The 16,399-nt window shown below is 39.2% G+C and carries 9 protein-coding genes; 5 read left to right on the top strand and 4 right to left on the bottom strand.

Annotated features, from left to right (window positions below; all coding sequences use genetic code 11):
• Positions 1-55 precede the first annotated feature (55 nt).
• The 3 genes from J4Q03_RS01870 to J4Q03_RS01860 all read left to right on the top strand — a co-directional run bounded on the left by J4Q03_RS01870 (position 56) and on the right by J4Q03_RS01860 (position 10,404).
• Positions 56-2,983: a reprolysin-like metallopeptidase gene (locus J4Q03_RS01870; protein WP_426046527.1), complete on the top strand. Its 2,928-nt coding sequence runs from the start codon at positions 56-58 to the stop codon at positions 2,981-2,983.
• Positions 2,984-3,148: 165 nt separating this feature from the next.
• Positions 3,149-7,576: a GEVED domain-containing protein gene (locus tag J4Q03_RS01865; RefSeq protein WP_426046526.1), complete on the top strand. Its 4,428-nt coding sequence runs from the start codon at positions 3,149-3,151 to the stop codon at positions 7,574-7,576.
• 410 nt (positions 7,577-7,986) lie between these two features.
• On the top strand, positions 7,987-10,404 hold the full coding sequence (locus J4Q03_RS01860) for a fibronectin type III domain-containing protein (RefSeq protein ID WP_426046525.1): 2,418 nt from the start codon (positions 7,987-7,989) through the stop codon (positions 10,402-10,404).
• 129 nt (positions 10,405-10,533) lie between these two features.
• Here the strand turns inward: J4Q03_RS01860 and coaE are convergent, their stop codons facing one another.
• From coaE to ruvB, 4 genes are read right to left on the bottom strand one after another with little or no spacing between them, the layout of a single operon-like run.
• Positions 10,534-11,163, bottom strand: a complete 630-nt coding sequence (gene coaE / locus J4Q03_RS01855) for a dephospho-CoA kinase (protein WP_426046524.1) — start codon at positions 11,161-11,163, stop codon at positions 10,534-10,536.
• 8 nt (positions 11,164-11,171) lie between these two features.
• Positions 11,172-12,038: an MBL fold metallo-hydrolase gene (locus J4Q03_RS01850; RefSeq protein WP_223560327.1), complete on the bottom strand. Its 867-nt coding sequence runs from the start codon at positions 12,036-12,038 to the stop codon at positions 11,172-11,174.
• Between the two features lie 15 nt (positions 12,039-12,053).
• On the bottom strand, positions 12,054-12,665 hold the full coding sequence (locus J4Q03_RS01845; protein ID WP_426046523.1) for an FMN-binding negative transcriptional regulator: 612 nt from the start codon (positions 12,663-12,665) through the stop codon (positions 12,054-12,056).
• Between the two features lie 6 nt (positions 12,666-12,671).
• Positions 12,672-13,694 carry a Holliday junction branch migration DNA helicase RuvB gene (gene ruvB, locus J4Q03_RS01840; RefSeq protein ID WP_426046522.1) on the bottom strand — a complete coding sequence of 341 codons (1,023 nt, stop codon included), beginning with the start codon at positions 13,692-13,694 and terminating at the stop codon, positions 12,672-12,674.
• Between the two features lie 215 nt (positions 13,695-13,909).
• Between ruvB and hutI the strand changes: the two genes are divergently transcribed.
• Positions 13,910-15,136, top strand: a complete 1,227-nt coding sequence (gene hutI / locus J4Q03_RS01835; RefSeq protein ID WP_426046521.1) for an imidazolonepropionase — start codon at positions 13,910-13,912, stop codon at positions 15,134-15,136.
• A gap of 3 nt (positions 15,137-15,139) precedes the next feature.
• The gene (locus J4Q03_RS01830) at positions 15,140-16,237 is read left to right on the top strand and encodes a DUF695 domain-containing protein (RefSeq protein ID WP_426046520.1); all 1,098 of its coding nucleotides are present in this window, start codon (positions 15,140-15,142) and stop codon (positions 16,235-16,237) included.
• Positions 16,238-16,399: the final 162 nt, after the last annotated feature.

Below are 16,399 nucleotides of genomic sequence, written 5' to 3'. Positions count from 1 at the left end.
ACTTTATTTTAATAGAAATGTTATATTTGTGAAATTAATCTAATATTTAAGAATTATGAAGAAAATTTTTACTTCAGTATTTTCTCTCTGTATGTTTGCTGCTGCTACCGCACAGTGGACCCCGTCTACAGGACGGTCCGGAGAAGTAATACAGCGGTCGGATATCAAAGAATACTACTCTCTGGATATTTCTTTATTGAGAACACAGCTTGCGGGAGCGCAGGAAATGGGGCAGAATGCAAAGCCTGTTGCTGTTTCACTTCCTACTTTAGATGGTAAAATTGAAAGATTCAATGTTTACAGCTTTCCTGTTATTGCTAAAGATCTTGCAGATCAATACCAGCTGGGTTCATATGTAGGTGTTGGTGTTGACGACCCTTCAAAATATTTGAGGTTTTCACTGGCTCCGAACGATTTTCAGTCTATGATTATTAAAGATGGAGTGTATCAATTTATCGAACCCCAGAATACTTCCAAAACCATTTATGGTGTACACGGGAAAACAAAAGGTACAGGATCACAAGGTTTCCTGTGCTCTATGGATGAAGATATCCTTTCTAAAAGTGAAATTGCAAAACTTTACAATACTCATAAATCTTTTGCTAATAATAACTCGGATTTTTCTAAATCTTCAGACAAAAAGTACAGGACTCTGAGACTTGCACTTTCTGTAACCGGAGAATATACTGCCTTTTTCGGTGGAACCCTGGCAGGAGCTCTTATAGGAATGAATGCAACACTTTCAAGAGTGAATGGTGTTTTTGAAAAAGATATGGGAATACACCTTAATATGGTGAACTATCCTACATTGGTCTATATGGATGCTGCTACCGATCCTTATTCTCCCGCTTCTCAGATGAATAACTGGAACGTTCAGCTTCAGCAGACGCTTACCAGTGTAGTAGGAAATGAAAATTATGACATCGGACACTTATTCGGAAGAAGCGGAGGTGGAGGAAATGCAGGATGTATCGGGTGTATCTGCGTAAACCCTGCCACTCCTACCACTAAGGCAAAAGGGTCCGGATTTACTTCGCCAGCCAATGCTATTCCACAGGGGGATACATTTGATATTGATTACGTAGCTCATGAAATTGGACACCAGTTAGGAGCTAATCATACCTTTTCTCATGCCCTTGAAGGTTCAGGTGTTAATATGGAACCGGGATCAGGATCCACTATTATGGGATATGCAGGTATTACAGGAGCTAACGTTCAGTTGAATTCCGATCCTTACTTTCATGTTGTAAGTATTCTTCAGGTTCAGAATAATATGGTTGCTAAAACCTGTGATGTTGAAACTTCTGTTACCAACAATCCGCCGGTGATCTCTCCTTTAAATGCCTATTCAATTCCTAAAGGTACGGCATTCGCACTTACGGGAAATGCCATTGATCCTGAAGGTAATCCTATGACTTATACCTGGGAGCAGTTTGATAATGCTGCGGCTACGGTTACTTCTGTGAATGGTAATACAGGCGCAGGTCCATTATTCAGATCCATATTACCGTCTACTTCAGCTACAAGATATTTTCCAAAGCTAAGTACTGTTTTGGCAGGGAACCTTTCTTCTGCAACAGATTGGGAAACCGTATCAAACAGAGCGAGGTCAACAAGTTTTGTGTTTACGGCAAGAGATAACAGCCCGATTGTCACTCAACAGCAGACCAATTCTGAGCTTCAGAATATTAACGTAGCCAATGACGGACCTTTTAAAGTTACCTCAACTACAGTTTATAACAATGCTGCAAGCGCTATAACCTGGGATGTTGTCAATACCAATGGCAGTTTATATAATACACAAAACGTTAAGATAGATTATACTGCAGATAACGGAATTACATGGGTTGTACTTTCACCTTCTACACCGAACGACGGAGCGGAGGCATTTACATTCTCTCCCCTTGCTACAGGTGCCAATATAAAAATCAGAGTAAGTGCCATAGGAAATGTTTTCTATGCCATAGGAAATGCGACAGTATCTGCTTCAATGGCGGCGTGTTCTTCAACGGCTACCGCTGGAGTTGCTGCTTCAGGGCTAACGATTTCTTCAGCGAATATTAGCTGGACACCGGTTCAGGGAGCTACCTATTCTTTAAGATACAGAAAAACGGGAACTTCCAACTGGATTACAGTAAGCGTTCCAACGAATTCTTATTATATTACCGGTCTTGAAGATACCACTCAGTATGAAGTGCAGGTAGCGAATATATGTGGAACTACTACAGGCAGCTATTCTGCAAGTACAAACTTTAGCACCCTGGCTTATGCATACTGTACCAATGCGACAGGAAGTTCTGATGATGAATATATTTCAAATGTTTCTGTAACTCCGGTTGGAATGGCAGCTGTCTCCAATACCAGTACAGCTTCTACTTATACAGATTATACAGCTGATCCTTCAAAGGTGATTACCCTTACACAGGGTAGCTCGGGTAATGCAATCAGTGTTACAAAAGCATGGACAGCTACCCAATATGATGAAGGAGTAACTGCCTGGATAGATTTCAATAGGGATGGTAACTTTACAGATTCTGAAATGATTTTTACCAGTGCTTCAAATACAACAACACCTGTTTCAGGAACATTTTCAGTCCCTGCAAATGCATATACAGACAAAAAAGTTATAATGAGAGTCGTTTTGGCTTACGAAGATCAGCCTGTAAATGGATGTAACGGTTTTGCCTATGGTGAAATTGAAGATTATCCTGTTCAGATTCAGGTTGCTTTGAGTACAAGCGATGTTAGTAATCCAAATAACGATATCCAGATTTATCCTAACCCGGTAAGCGATATTCTGAATGTAACTAAAGTTTCAGATAAAGCTGCCTATAAAATTTACAATACTGCCGGTCAGCTGGTAGGAAATGGAAATATTAATGACGGAAAGATCAATGTTTCAACTTTGGTGAAGGGCGGATACGTCATCACAATTGATGAAAAAGGAAGAGATCAGTTCAGATCCAAATTTATCAAGAAATAACAGGAATTAATAATAATATAAAATCCTCAGGCTCTCCTGAGGATTTTGTGTTTTAATGCATAGAATGAGTTATTGTTGTTATTTTAAGTAAAAAATATTTGAATTAATACATTAATAGTGAAAAAATTATTAGATTTGTGTAATTAATATAATAATGAGAACATTATGAAGAAACTCTTTACTTCTTTAATACTCTTTCTGTGTTTAGTAAATATAGGCTTTGTTTCCAAAGTCTATGGTCAAACGGGGCAGATTGGGGCGGGAACTACCTCCATGGTTCAACTTCCTATATATTCATATTATGGATATAATTATTCTCAGCAGATCTATACTGCTGCTGAAGTTTCGGCTGCTGTCGGAACGGCAAATTATATTACAGCTATAAAATTTTACGTTGATTCAGCTGTATTGCCACAAACCAATTATAGTGATTGGGTAGTATATATGGGACATACAACCCAAGCCAATTTTGCTACTACAACCAGTTGGGTGCCTGCAACTTCATTAACACAAGTTTTCTCAGGAACATTACCTGCTATAACAAGTGGAAACTGGGTGACCCTTCAGTTATCAACTCCATTCCTGTGGAACGGAACCGATAATATTGTTGTAGGGGTTGATGAGAATACTCCAGGGTATTCAGGATCCCCGGGAACAGGTTGGGGAAATTATAATGCAGGAACCAACAGAGGTATTCTTTATTATAATGATACTACAGATCCTAACCCTACAGCACCTCCCACTGCATCATCAAGATATGATAACATCCCAAGATTACAGTTGGTAAGTGTAAGTTTACAGCCTTGTACAACTGCACCTCCTGCTGGTATTGCAGTAGGGAGTATAACACCGACTTCAGCTAATGTTTCATGGACGCCATCTACTGGAGCAAGTTATGTGGTAAGATACAGACAAGCGCCTGCCGGTGCATGGATCACTCTTCCTACCACTGCTGTATTAGCAAGTTACCAGCTTATTTCAGGTTTAACAGAACAAACTCAGTATGAAGTCCAGGTAGCTTCCATTTGTGGAGGTACACAGAGTGCATTTTCAGCGAGTTCAACTTTTACAACTCCAGCTATCAGCTATTGTTCTGCCGCTTCTACAAGTGCAACAATAGATGGTTATATTGGTCAGGTTGCTGTTAATGCAACAGCGGCTCCTTCTATGGTAAGTACCTCTGGATTCAGTAATTATACTGATTACAGTACAGATCCAGCAAGATTAGTTACTTTTGTAAGAGGTAGTGCAAATAATACAGTTACTGTTACGAAAAATTGGCCGGGTTATCAATATGGCTTTAGCACAGGAGTTTGGATCGATTTTAACAGAAATGGTATTTTCGAAGCAAACGAACGTGTGCTAACATCAGGAAGTAATACAACTACTCCATTGACTGCTACCTTTGCGGTACCTTCCGGTACAGCTGTTTATGGTGGGAATCTTACGACTCGTATGAGAGTAGGTTTAGCAGAAAGCTCTTCAGTTTCAGCTTGTGGAACATTTATATGGGGTGAAGTAGAAGATTATGCCGTAAAACTTATTGATCTGCAGGCTTGTAGTAATACTCCTCCAACTAACATTGGAGTAAATAACTTAACACCTACTTCAGCCAACGTTACATGGGCGGCAGCTACAGGAGCAAGCTATGTGGTAAGATACAGACAAGCGCCTGCCGGTGCATGGATCACTCTTCCTACCACTGCTGTATTAGCAAGTAACCAGCTTATTACAGGCTTAACAGAACAAACTCAGTATGAAGTTCAGATAGCTACAATTTGTGGCGGAACACAAGGAGCATTCTCAACAGGAGTATTCTTTACTACACCTGCAATTAGCTACTGTACATCAACATCAACCAGCACTACAATTGATGGGTTTATTAGTAAAGTCACAGTGACACCTACTAACTCAACCGTAATGGTTAGTAGTTCAGATTTTAGCAACTATACAGATTATAGTACGGATCCTGCCAGATTAATTACACTAGTAAGAGGATCTGCGGGTAATTCAATTTCTATTGCTAAAAGCTGGCCAGGCACTCAGTATTCTTTTGGAACTGGTGTTTGGATAGATTTTAACAGAAATGGTGTATTTGAAACGAGTGAACAAGTTTTAACATCAGGAAGTAATACAACCACTCCGGTAACAGCTACATTTGCGGTGCCTTCCGGTACTGCTGTTTACGGAGGTACGCTTAATACCCGTATGCGTGTAGCCTTAAGAGAATCTGCTACTGCTGCTGCATGTGGAAATTTCAATTGGGGTGAGGTAGAAGATTATGCTGTGAAATTAATAGATCAGCCGGCATGTACTACAGCACCACCTGCGAGTCTTACGCTTACCAATCTTACGTCTACCACAGTAAACGTATCTTGGATTGGAGCAATAAATGCTACGTACACCATAAGATGGAGAGTTGCTCCTTCAGGAGCTTGGCAGACGCAAACTTTAGCTGCCGGTGTAAGTACATACACGATTACCGGTCTTACAGAACAGACTACCTATAACGTACAGGTTGCTACACAATGTGGAACCGGAGCATTAGGAGCATATAGTCCTTCATCAACATTTACGACACCACCATTATCATACTGTCCAATGACAGGTACAGGAACTAACGACCACATAGCAAATGTAACCGTTACATCTTCTAACCCTGGAGTTCCGGTGATGAGCAATACCACTGTACAGACTAACTATACAAGCTACTCAACACCTCAAACATTAATCACTCTTGATGCAGGTTCTTTTAATAATAAAATCTCTGTAGCAAAAGGATGGACAGGTGCAACAAGCAATGATGCAGTGTCAGCGTGGATAGATTACAACAGAAACGGAGTTTTTGAAACCTCAGAACAGATTATAAGCTCAACACCGAGTACTACAACTCCTGTTACTGCAACATTTGATGTTCCGGGAACAGCTTATACAGGTCTTCTTACAACTACAATGAGAGTGGTGCTTAAGCGAAGCAGTGCTCCTGTATTATGCCAGAATGCAGTAAATGGGGAGGTTGAAGATTATGCAGTAAAAATCAGACCTTGCAGCAATGCAACACCAAACCAACCTACCATCACCCCGACTCATAATTCTGCCACACTTACATTAACAGGTTCGGCAACCAATGTAACTTATTTTGTAAGATACAGAGTTCAGGCAACGCCTCCGGGAGCATGGACAGAAGTATACGCTTCAGCATTGTTAAATAACCTTCCACTTGTATTGAACGGTTTAACGCCGGCTACAATCTATGAAGTTCAGGTGGCTGCTGTTTGTGGAGACGTTATCGGTACATTCACACCTGTAAAAACATTTGTAACAAGATGTGATCCTACGCCTCCGAATGTTACAGTAAGTAATATTACCACAAACTCTGCACTGATTACTTGGGCACCGCTTGCAGCGAGCTCTACCTATACACTGGAATGGAGAAAAGTAGGAGCTCCTACCTGGACTCAGGTTCCTAACATTGCTCCTCCTACCAATACTTATTTATTAGGAGGTTTGGATCCGTATACAAAATATGAAGTGAGAGTTGCCAATAAATGTGTTGGAGAAAGTGCTCTTAACCCATATTCAAATCCGAAAGTATTTACTACGGAAAGAACATGTGAGCTTCCTCCTCCGGGATTAACTATCACTCAGCTTACTCCTACATCGGCTGAAGTTATATGGGACGGTTTCCCTGGAGCAACTTATGTCCTGAGATACAGAAAAGTAGGTATTCCGAGCTGGACCAATGTTCCTTTAACAACGAATACTTACACCATAACAGGATTATTGGAAGAGACGAAATATGAAATGCAGGTTGTGAACATCTGTAACGGTACGCCGGGTGCATACACTCCTCCATACTATTTCACGACACCTACAGTGATCTACTGCCAGATGGGATCTCAAAATGCAGTTAACGAACATATTTCCAAAGTTACGGTAGTTCCAAACGGAAGACCTAAAATGGAAAATGCTTCTGGACCTTCAAGCTATACGAATTATACAGGAGTACCTGATACCTTCATAGAATTGGTTCAGGGATCTACCGGAAATCAGATTACGATCGAGAAAAAATGGAACGGAACTAACCATCCTGAAGGGATCGCCGTATGGATCGATTTCAACAGAAACGGATACTTTGATCTTGATGAAAGAGTATTTACATCACCTCCAAACACTACAAGTCCTGTTACAGGAACATTCAACGTACCTGTAGATGCTTACATAAGCATGACCAACTACAAGTATGTAGTAATGAGAGTGGCTATGATGAGAGACGGAGTTCCGGTGAACTGTACTAATTTTGACAATGGGGAAGTAGAGGATTACTCAGTAAGAATTGCTAAACCGGGAGTACCAAACTCTGTGAACCAGACAGAAATTCTGATTTACCCTAACCCGGTAAGCTCAGTATTGTATGTGAAGAATATCAGCAAAAGAGCTAAATATAAGATCTACAATTCTACAGGACAGATCATCAGTGACGGTATACTGCTTAACAACCAGATTAACGTTGGCAAACTGATCAACGGTATTTATGTAATTGATATCGAAGACAACGGTATAACAGTTCAAAAGAAGTTTATTAAAGAATAATATTAAATATCAAATACAGAAAGCCCTCAGAAATGAGGGCTTTTTTTATGAATGTATTTCGCATGATTTTTTTACGTTATAATCTCCATGTGGTGAATTTTTTTTACTTATAATATGCTTTTAGATTTGTTTTTAATATTTTCTCTCTTTTATTGTTTTGTGTTTGTTAATTTATTTGGTTTGTTATACATTTGTTAAATTACTTATTAAAATAATAGGATTAATGTAAATTTATTAGTCTGAAGGATTTTTTGTTTCACAATCTGGCTAATGTTTATTAATTTGATTGTATAGTTAGGGATGGGAATACCTTTAAAAATATTTTATGACCTATGGATAAGTAATTTGTCCATACCCATAAATCAAAAAAGAACTAGATAGGTGATGCAAAATTAAATACAGAAAAAGCTATGATTAAAAATTATTCTTTATTAACAACGTTATTGTACCTTGTCCTTATTGCTTTTATAACAAATGCATGTACTCCAACAATTTCGACTTTTCCATATAGCGAGAACTTTGACACCAATGGCAATTTTACTTTTGTAAACAGCTCACAAGCCAATAAATGGGTTTATGGCGCTGCCTCGGGAAATCCACCTAAGGCTATTTATATATCTAACACGATAGCAGCTGCAAATAATTATAATATAGCTGCCGCCAGTGTTGTTCATGCCCATAAGGATATTAGTATTCCTGCGGGAACTACAGTTTGCAGTGTGTCTTTCCATTGGCGAGCTGCAGGTGAGAATGTTCAGGATTACCTAAGAATCTGGCTCGTTCCTACCAGTTATACTCCTGTAGCGGGAGTACAAATTACTCCAGCAGCAGGAAGAATAAAAGTAGGAGCTGATTATAATGGACAGGGCACCTGGCAGGCTTATATTAATAACAATGTGAATTTAAGTACGTTTGCAGGAGCTAATATGCGTTTAGTGTTTGAATGGACCAATAATGCCAGTGTTGGTACCCAGCCACCGGCTACTGTAGATAATATTTTAATTAACGCTTGTTTTCATCCAACTGGGCTATCCGTAACAGCAGTTACACCTACCACTGCAAGCTTAAGCTGGACAGCACCTGCTCAGGCCCCTGCTAACGGGTACGAATATTATATTTCAGCCGTAAATAATACTCCCAACAATGGAACAGTTGCAACAGGAACTTCAAATAATGTTTCAGCTAATTTATCACAGTTATCGGTAAACACTTCCTACTTTTGGTGGGTACGTTCCGTATGCGGTCTTTCAAATAAAAGTGCCTGGGTGCAGGGTCCTGGCTTTACTACAGAAATATGCAGCACAAATATACCCATAGTATCAATCAATGGCGTTACTCATAATTCAGCTTCTATAACCTGGCCCTTGGATAATGGAGCAGATTCTTATCAGATCAGATACAGAGCCGTGGGTACAGCGACATGGAGTACCGTAAATCAACCGATAGCATTTCCTCCGGCTACTGCAAACACTATTAATTTAACAAACTTATTACCGGATACTTTATACGAAATAGAAATAGCTGTATTGTGTAATGGTGTAACAGGAACTTATTCTCATAATGAATTTACAACAAAATGTAATCCGGTACCTCCGAATGTAACTGTAAGTAATATTACAGCCAATTCAGCTTCAATAGCGTGGTCACCGGTGGCTGCAAACCTGACGTATAAAATGAGATGGAGAGAAGTGGGGGCCATCCCATGGAATCTTGTCAATTTACCGGTACCTCCTGCAAATACCTTTATGCTTTCAGGTCTTACTGCCGGCAAAACATATGAAATTCAGGTAGCAAGCCAGTGTCCCCCTGAAACATTCTCAAATTCAAAAGTATTTACTACGGAAAGAACCTGCGAAATGCCACCTTCAGGGCTTACGATTCTGCAGCTTCTGCCTGCATCAGCACAAATCACATGGGATACTTTCTCTGGAGCCACTTATGTTTTGAGGTATAGGAAAGTAGGGATTCCGAACTGGACAGAAATTCAGACACCTAATAACATTTATACATTAACAGGTTTAACAGAGCTTACTAAATATGAACTTCAGGTTGCCAACATCTGTAATGGTACATATGGCAGCTTTACACCTCTCTACTTTTTTACCACTCCTACAGTAATTTACTGTGGTATGGCCTCAGGAAGCTCAACTGGAGAGCACATTGCAAAAGTTATCGTTAAACCTACGGGCAGGCCTGTGATGGAGAATACATCAGCTGCATCAGTCTATACAGACTATACAGGAATTCCGGAAACATTGATTGAATTGGTTCAGGGCTCTACCGGTAATGAGATTACAATCGAGAAAAAGTGGACAGGTATAAATTATAATGAAGGAATTGCAGTATGGATAGATTTCAACAGGGATGGAGAATTTGGAATTGATGAAAGAGTATGGGTTTCAGGTCCCAACACGGTAACCCCTGTTAAAGGAATATTTAGTGTGCCGGCAAATGCATTTGTAAGTACGACTCATGATAAATATGTGGTCATGAGGGTTGCGATGAGAAGAAATGATATTCCAGTGATATGTACGAATTTTCCGGAAGGAGAAGTGGAAGATTATAAAGTAAATATCTTTAAAAACAGGGTATTTAACACGGTAAATCAAAGTGATTTCCTCTTTTATCCAAATCCGGCAAGCAGTGTTCTGAATGTCAGGAATATCAGTAAAAAAGCTAATTATAAACTCTATCAGGCAGGTAAGCTGGTGGCAAGCGGAATATTGTTAAATAATAAACTTGACGTGAGCCAGTTAGTCAGTGGTGTATATGTAATTGATATCCAGGATCAGGGGAATTCTATTCAGGGAAAATTTATTAAAAGATAAATCTTAAATTGTAATAACGAAAAGACTGCTCTTATGAACAGTCTTTTCGTTTATTATGAGATGTAAATCTCTGATTGCTTTCCGAAAGTGATTAACAGTCTCGTCAGAATTGTTTCCGACCAGGTTCTTTTATTCAATACTGAAGATGACCCTTTCGGTCTGTTCTTTAAGATCCTCCAGGTTGGTGTTATTGTAAATAATACAGTCTGCCAGTTTTATCTTATCCTTTTCAGGCATCTGCTTTTCCATGATAGATTCTACTTCGCGGTAGGTTTTTCCGTCCCTGTCCATTACTCTTTTTGCCCTGATATTATCTTCAGCAGTGACCAAAAGTGATTTGTAACATTGCCTGTTCAGCTTTAATTCGAATAATAAGGCTGTTTCTTTGAACACCAGATATTTAGTCTGTTTTTTAAGCCATTCTTCAAAATCAATACGTACGGCAGGATGAATAATTTCATTTAATTCATGAAGCTGTTCCTTATTATTGAAAACCTTTTCTGCGACAAATTTTCTGTCATACAGTCCGTTTGCATCGTAAGCTTCATCGCCCAGTAAATCTTTTATTTTTACCTTTAAATCCTCACTCTCATTGACAATGGTTTTCGCTCTGTCATCGGAATAATAAACAGGAAATCCAAAGTCTTCAATAAAACGGGCTACAGTAGTTTTTCCTGAGCCTATACCACCGGTAAGTCCAATTATCTTGGGTGCCGGTTCCGGTTCGGCTTTCTGTGTTTCTGAATGTAAATCTTCCATAATCAAAATTAATATCCAAAAACATCATTAAAACTGTGAATCTCGTCTAATCTTACCCCTTTTTCAGTCATTTTAAGGCTTGCCAGTTCGTTATGGGCATCATGTTCAAAGAACAGAAGATATTCATTGTCTACACACTGTTTCAGGAACTTTCCTTTCTCTTCCAATGTCAGAAGAGGTCTTGTGTCATATCCCATTACATATACCTGATTGATGTGTCCTGCAGTAGGGATAAGATCCGCCGCAAAAACAATCGTTTTTTCCTGATATTGAATCACTGGAAGCATCTGCTTTTCCGTATGTCCGTCTACAAAGATCACATCCATTTTCAGGTCAGGCGCAAAACCGTAATTTCCCGTTGTAGGAAGAGGTAAAAAGTTAAGCTGTCCGCTTTCCTGCATCGGAAGGATATTCTCTTTCAGAAAGCTTGCTTTTTCTCTTGCATTCGGTTCTGTAGCCCACTGCCAGTGGTTTTCATTGGTCCAGAACTGAGCATTTTTAAAAGCCGGTCTGTATCCTGTTCTGTCATCATTCCATTCAATAGCGCCTCCGCAATGGTCAAAGTGAAGGTGGGTAAGGAATACATCCGTAATATCCTCTTTTACAAAACCGAATTTCTTTAAATTCTTATCAAGATTATCATCTCCCCAGAGCGAATAATGCCCGAAGAATTTATCATCTTGTTTATTGCCGAGACCGCAGTCCACAAGAATAAGCTTCTTGCCGTCTTCTATAAGCAGGGATCTCGTTCCCAGTTCAATCAGGTTTCTTTCGTCTGCAGGATTGGTTTTTTCCCACAGACTCTTTGGGACGACTCCAAACATGGCACCGCCGTCCAGTTTAAATTTTCCACATTGTATTGGATATAGCTTCATATATATTTTTGATTATTATTTCTTTATTAATTTCATTTTTTCAGCAATTTTTCGTCCATTCTCATCCGAATGTTCAAGCTCAGAGATAATATTCTGATAATCATGATCCTTTCTGTTCTGAGAAAGCTTTTGCTTGATGAATATTTCTGTAGGAATTATTTTCAGTCCGAAAGCACCTTTCATTTCCTTTTCCACAAACTCCCTTCCCATATCTTGTACCATTACAGGACACTTCTGGAAACTTTCATACTTGGAAGTTAATTTTTCCAGATGCTGGTAAAGTTCGTCATGCTTCATAAGCTGTACTTTTCCATACACCTGAACAGCTTCATAATTCCAGGTTGAAACATTAATATGGTCATACCAGCTGCTTGAAATATAAGTATGAGCTCCCAGAAAATCGCAAAGAACTTCATCTCCGTCTTTTACTGTTTTCGCCTGAGGATTGGCTTTTGAGATATGAGTTTCCACATATACATTCTCAGGATCATTCTCATTAAGCATCATCATGGCATGTGTGGCTCTTATTTTCTCAGAGGAAGAAATAAGTAAGGCAAACGCATTATCTCTAATGATTTCCCTCATCAGATCAAGATCTTCACTTCTGTATAATTTTGGAATAAACATAGATGGTTAAAATAATTCTCCAGGATTTCTCGGTATGGCTATATTTAAATGCTTATAAGCTTTATCGGTCACTTCTCTTCCTCTTGGTGTTCTGATGATAAATCCTTCCTGAATCAGAAAAGGTTCATAAACCTCTTCCAGAGTTTCAGGATTTTCAGCAATTGAGGTAGCTAGCGCAGAAATTCCTACAGGTTTTCCTTTAAAGTTTTCTATCATGACACGCATGATTTTATTATCCATTTCATCCAGGCCGAACTCATCCACATTAAGAGAATTCAATGCATATTTGGTAATGTTGATCTCAATTTCTCCGTTTCCCTTGATTTCAGCAAAATCGCGTACCCTTCTTAACAAAGCATTTGCAATCCTTGGTGTTCCGCGGCTTCTTCTGGCAATTTCTATCGCTGCATCTTCATAGATCTTACTTCCCAACACCCTTGAACTCCGCTGAATGATCATCGATAAAAGCTCAACAGAATAATATTCAAGCCTGCTCTGGATCCCGAACCTTGCCAGCATCGGCTTTGTCAGCATTCCGCTTCTTGTAGTGGCCCCTACCAAAGTAAAAGGATTCAGACCGATCTGTACACTCCTTGCATTAGGACCGGTTTCCAGCATAATATCGATCTTATAATCCTCCATGGCAGAATACAGATATTCTTCCACAATAGGAGACAAACGGTGGATCTCATCAATAAAAAGAACATCATTTTCTTCCAGATTGGTAAGTAAGCCGGCTAAACTTCCCGGCTTATCCAAAACAGGACCGGAAGTCACTTTGCAGCTTACACCAAGCTCATTAGCGATAATATTGGCCAAAGTTGTCTTGCCCAGACCCGGCGGACCATGCAGAAGAACATGATCAAGAGCACCACCACGTCTTTTGGCAGCACTTACAAAAACTTCCAGGTTTTCCAAAGTTTTTCTCTGTCCGGCAAAGTCTTTAAAACTCTGCGGACGGATCTGCTCCTCCTGCATAAGCTCTTCATGTGAGTAGTTTTCCTTATCTGGATGTAAAAAATCTGGCATTAATTCATTTCATTTACCTCAAAGATAGGAAATTTAGACTAAGGTTAAAGATTAGATTTAGAAAATTCAGGGATTCAAAAAAGGATGATTGCAAGGCTAAAGCAAAGACAACAGGTGAGGTTAAAGGTCATTTTGATTTAGTACATTGATATATTTTAAGTATTTTTGAGATGAAAATTTAATTGTAAACAAGCTGTAGCTTTAATCTTAAACAAATGAAATTAATAGGACCTTTCAAGCAGATCATTACGTTGGCAGATCTTCCGTTAAGAGGAAAAATATCCGATGAGCAAATTGATATTATTACAGACGGAGGAATTCTGGTTGATAATGGCTTGATTCAGAGCGTTGGAAACTTTAAGATGCTGAAGACTGAAAACCCAGATACAGAAACGGAACTTATCGAAGGAGGACAGATTGTTCTTCCCGGATTTGTAGATTCACATACCCATATATGTTTTGGAGGGAACCGTGCCAATGATTTTGCCATGCGTAATGCGGGGAAAACCTACCTTGAAATAGCAGAAAGCGGCGGCGGGATCTGGAGTTCTGTACAGCACACGAGAAATGCTTCAGAAGAAGAATTATTAAAAACATTGGTAGAAAGGATCAGCTTCCTGGTTTCATTAGGAATTACAACGATTGAAATAAAAAGTGGCTACGGATTAGATGTGGAGAATGAGCTTAAAATGCTCAGAATCATTAAAAAAGCGCAGGATCAGACAAAAGCCAGGCTGGTTCCCACATGCCTTTCCGCCCACCTCAAACCAAGAGACTTTGACGGAACGAATCAGGAATATCTGGAATATATTCTTACAGAGATTTTACCGAAAGTAAAAGAAGAAGGATTGGCACAGCGTGTAGATATATTTATAGAAAAATCTGCATTTCAGCCTGAAGAAAGCAGGGATTTCCTGCTTAAAACTAAAGATTTAGGTTTTGACATTACCGTTCATGCAGATCAGTTTACGCCGGGAAGTTCCCGGATCGCAGTGGAAGTGGGTGCAAAATCCGCAGATCATCTGGAAGCTACTGCTGACGAAGATATTGAGTTTTTAGCACAATCAGATACAGTGGCTACCGCATTGCCGGGAGCAAGTTTAGGATTGGGTGAAAAATTTACACCAGCCAGAAAATTACTGGATGCCGGAGCTATTTTGGCCATTGCCAGCGACTGGAATCCGGGATCTGCACCGATGGGAAATTTAATTACCCAGGCTTCTATTCTGGCAACATTTGAAAAACTAACAACAGCTGAGGTATTGGCGGGAATAACATTCCGTGCTGCTTATGCACTAGGTCTTGAAGACACAGGAAAACTGGAAACCGGTAAAAAAGCAGATTTTGTAACGTTTAAAACCGATAATTTCCAGAACGTCCTTTACAACCAGGGGAGCCTTAATGCAGAACATGTGTATATCAGTGGAATTCAAATTCATTAGAATATGGGTATTTTCGATAAGATTTTAGGCAAAAAGAAGCCGGAAAAAGAGGCCCGGACCTATAAGGATTTCTGGGACTGGTTTTTAACAAAAGAAAAGACTTTTTTTGAAGTTGTAAAAGGCAGAGAACATATTGAAGAACAGTTTTTTGATATGATATCTCCTGAACTGAGCAAGATAAACGACGGTTACTACTTCCTTTCAGGAATGTGTGATGATGATACAGCCGAACTCATCATTACGGTAGAAGGGGATGTGAAAAAAATAATTTTCGCTGAAGAGCTTATTGCCGCCGCCCCCAAGATTGATCATTGGAAGTTGACTGCACTCAAGCCTGAAACGGATATTGAAAACATAGGATTGAAAATGGGCGGTTTAGAGTTTACAAAAAATAATATCTATTTTTATTCCAATGAAATAGAAGGTTATCCGGATGAGATTGATCTGGCTTTTGTATATGATGGTTTAAATGAAGAAAACAGAGAATCTGCTACGACGGGGATCTGTATTTTCCTGGATAATTTCCTGGGTGAATTGAATTTTGCCACGCAAATTGATACCTTCAGCATCATAGGTAAAAATGAAGCGGCGCAGGAACTTATTCCCATAGAAAAATTAAAAGAATTTCTTCTTTGGAGAGAAAGAGAATTTACAGAAAAGTATAAAGATCTGCAGGTTTTGGAAATTGAAGATCAGTTTTCACTTCTTGAAGCGACCCTGGAAAACGGAATGCCGCTTATGGCCACAGTGAATGCGTCTTTATTAAAATATGATGCAAAAGCTTCTTATCCATGGATCTCGGTTCTGAAAATTCTTTACGATGGAAGGAACAATAACGGTTTTCCGGAAGAAGCAGATTACAATACGATGAATATCATTGAAGACTATGCAGTAGAGCTTCTCAGTCCAAAAGACGGCCATCTGTATATCGGCAGAGAAACGGCAGATAATTCCAAAAGCATTTACTTCGTAAGCAAGGATTTCAGGCAGCCGTCTAAAGTTTTTGATCAGATCATAAAAGAAAATTCTCAATATAATATTTCACTGGAAATTTATAAAGATAAGTACTGGCAGAGCTTTGAACACTACAATGTAAATTAAACAAAATTTCACTTTTTATGCAAGGCAGATGAGACGGAATACAGCCTTAGATTTTTATTTTTTATTTAAGTTTTCTTATATTGTGACCCCATTACTGTTAATTCATTGTATAAAACAGTAATTTTCTATAGTTCTTAAGTACATCCTGATAAGGAAAATAAC

Origin of the sequence: Chryseobacterium sp. NFX27, from assembly GCF_049887855.1 — a bacterium.
GTDB lineage: Bacteria > Bacteroidota > Bacteroidia > Flavobacteriales > Weeksellaceae > Chryseobacterium.
The sequence above is the reverse complement of the archived record's forward strand: the minus strand, read 5'-3'. Positions and strand labels throughout refer to the sequence as shown.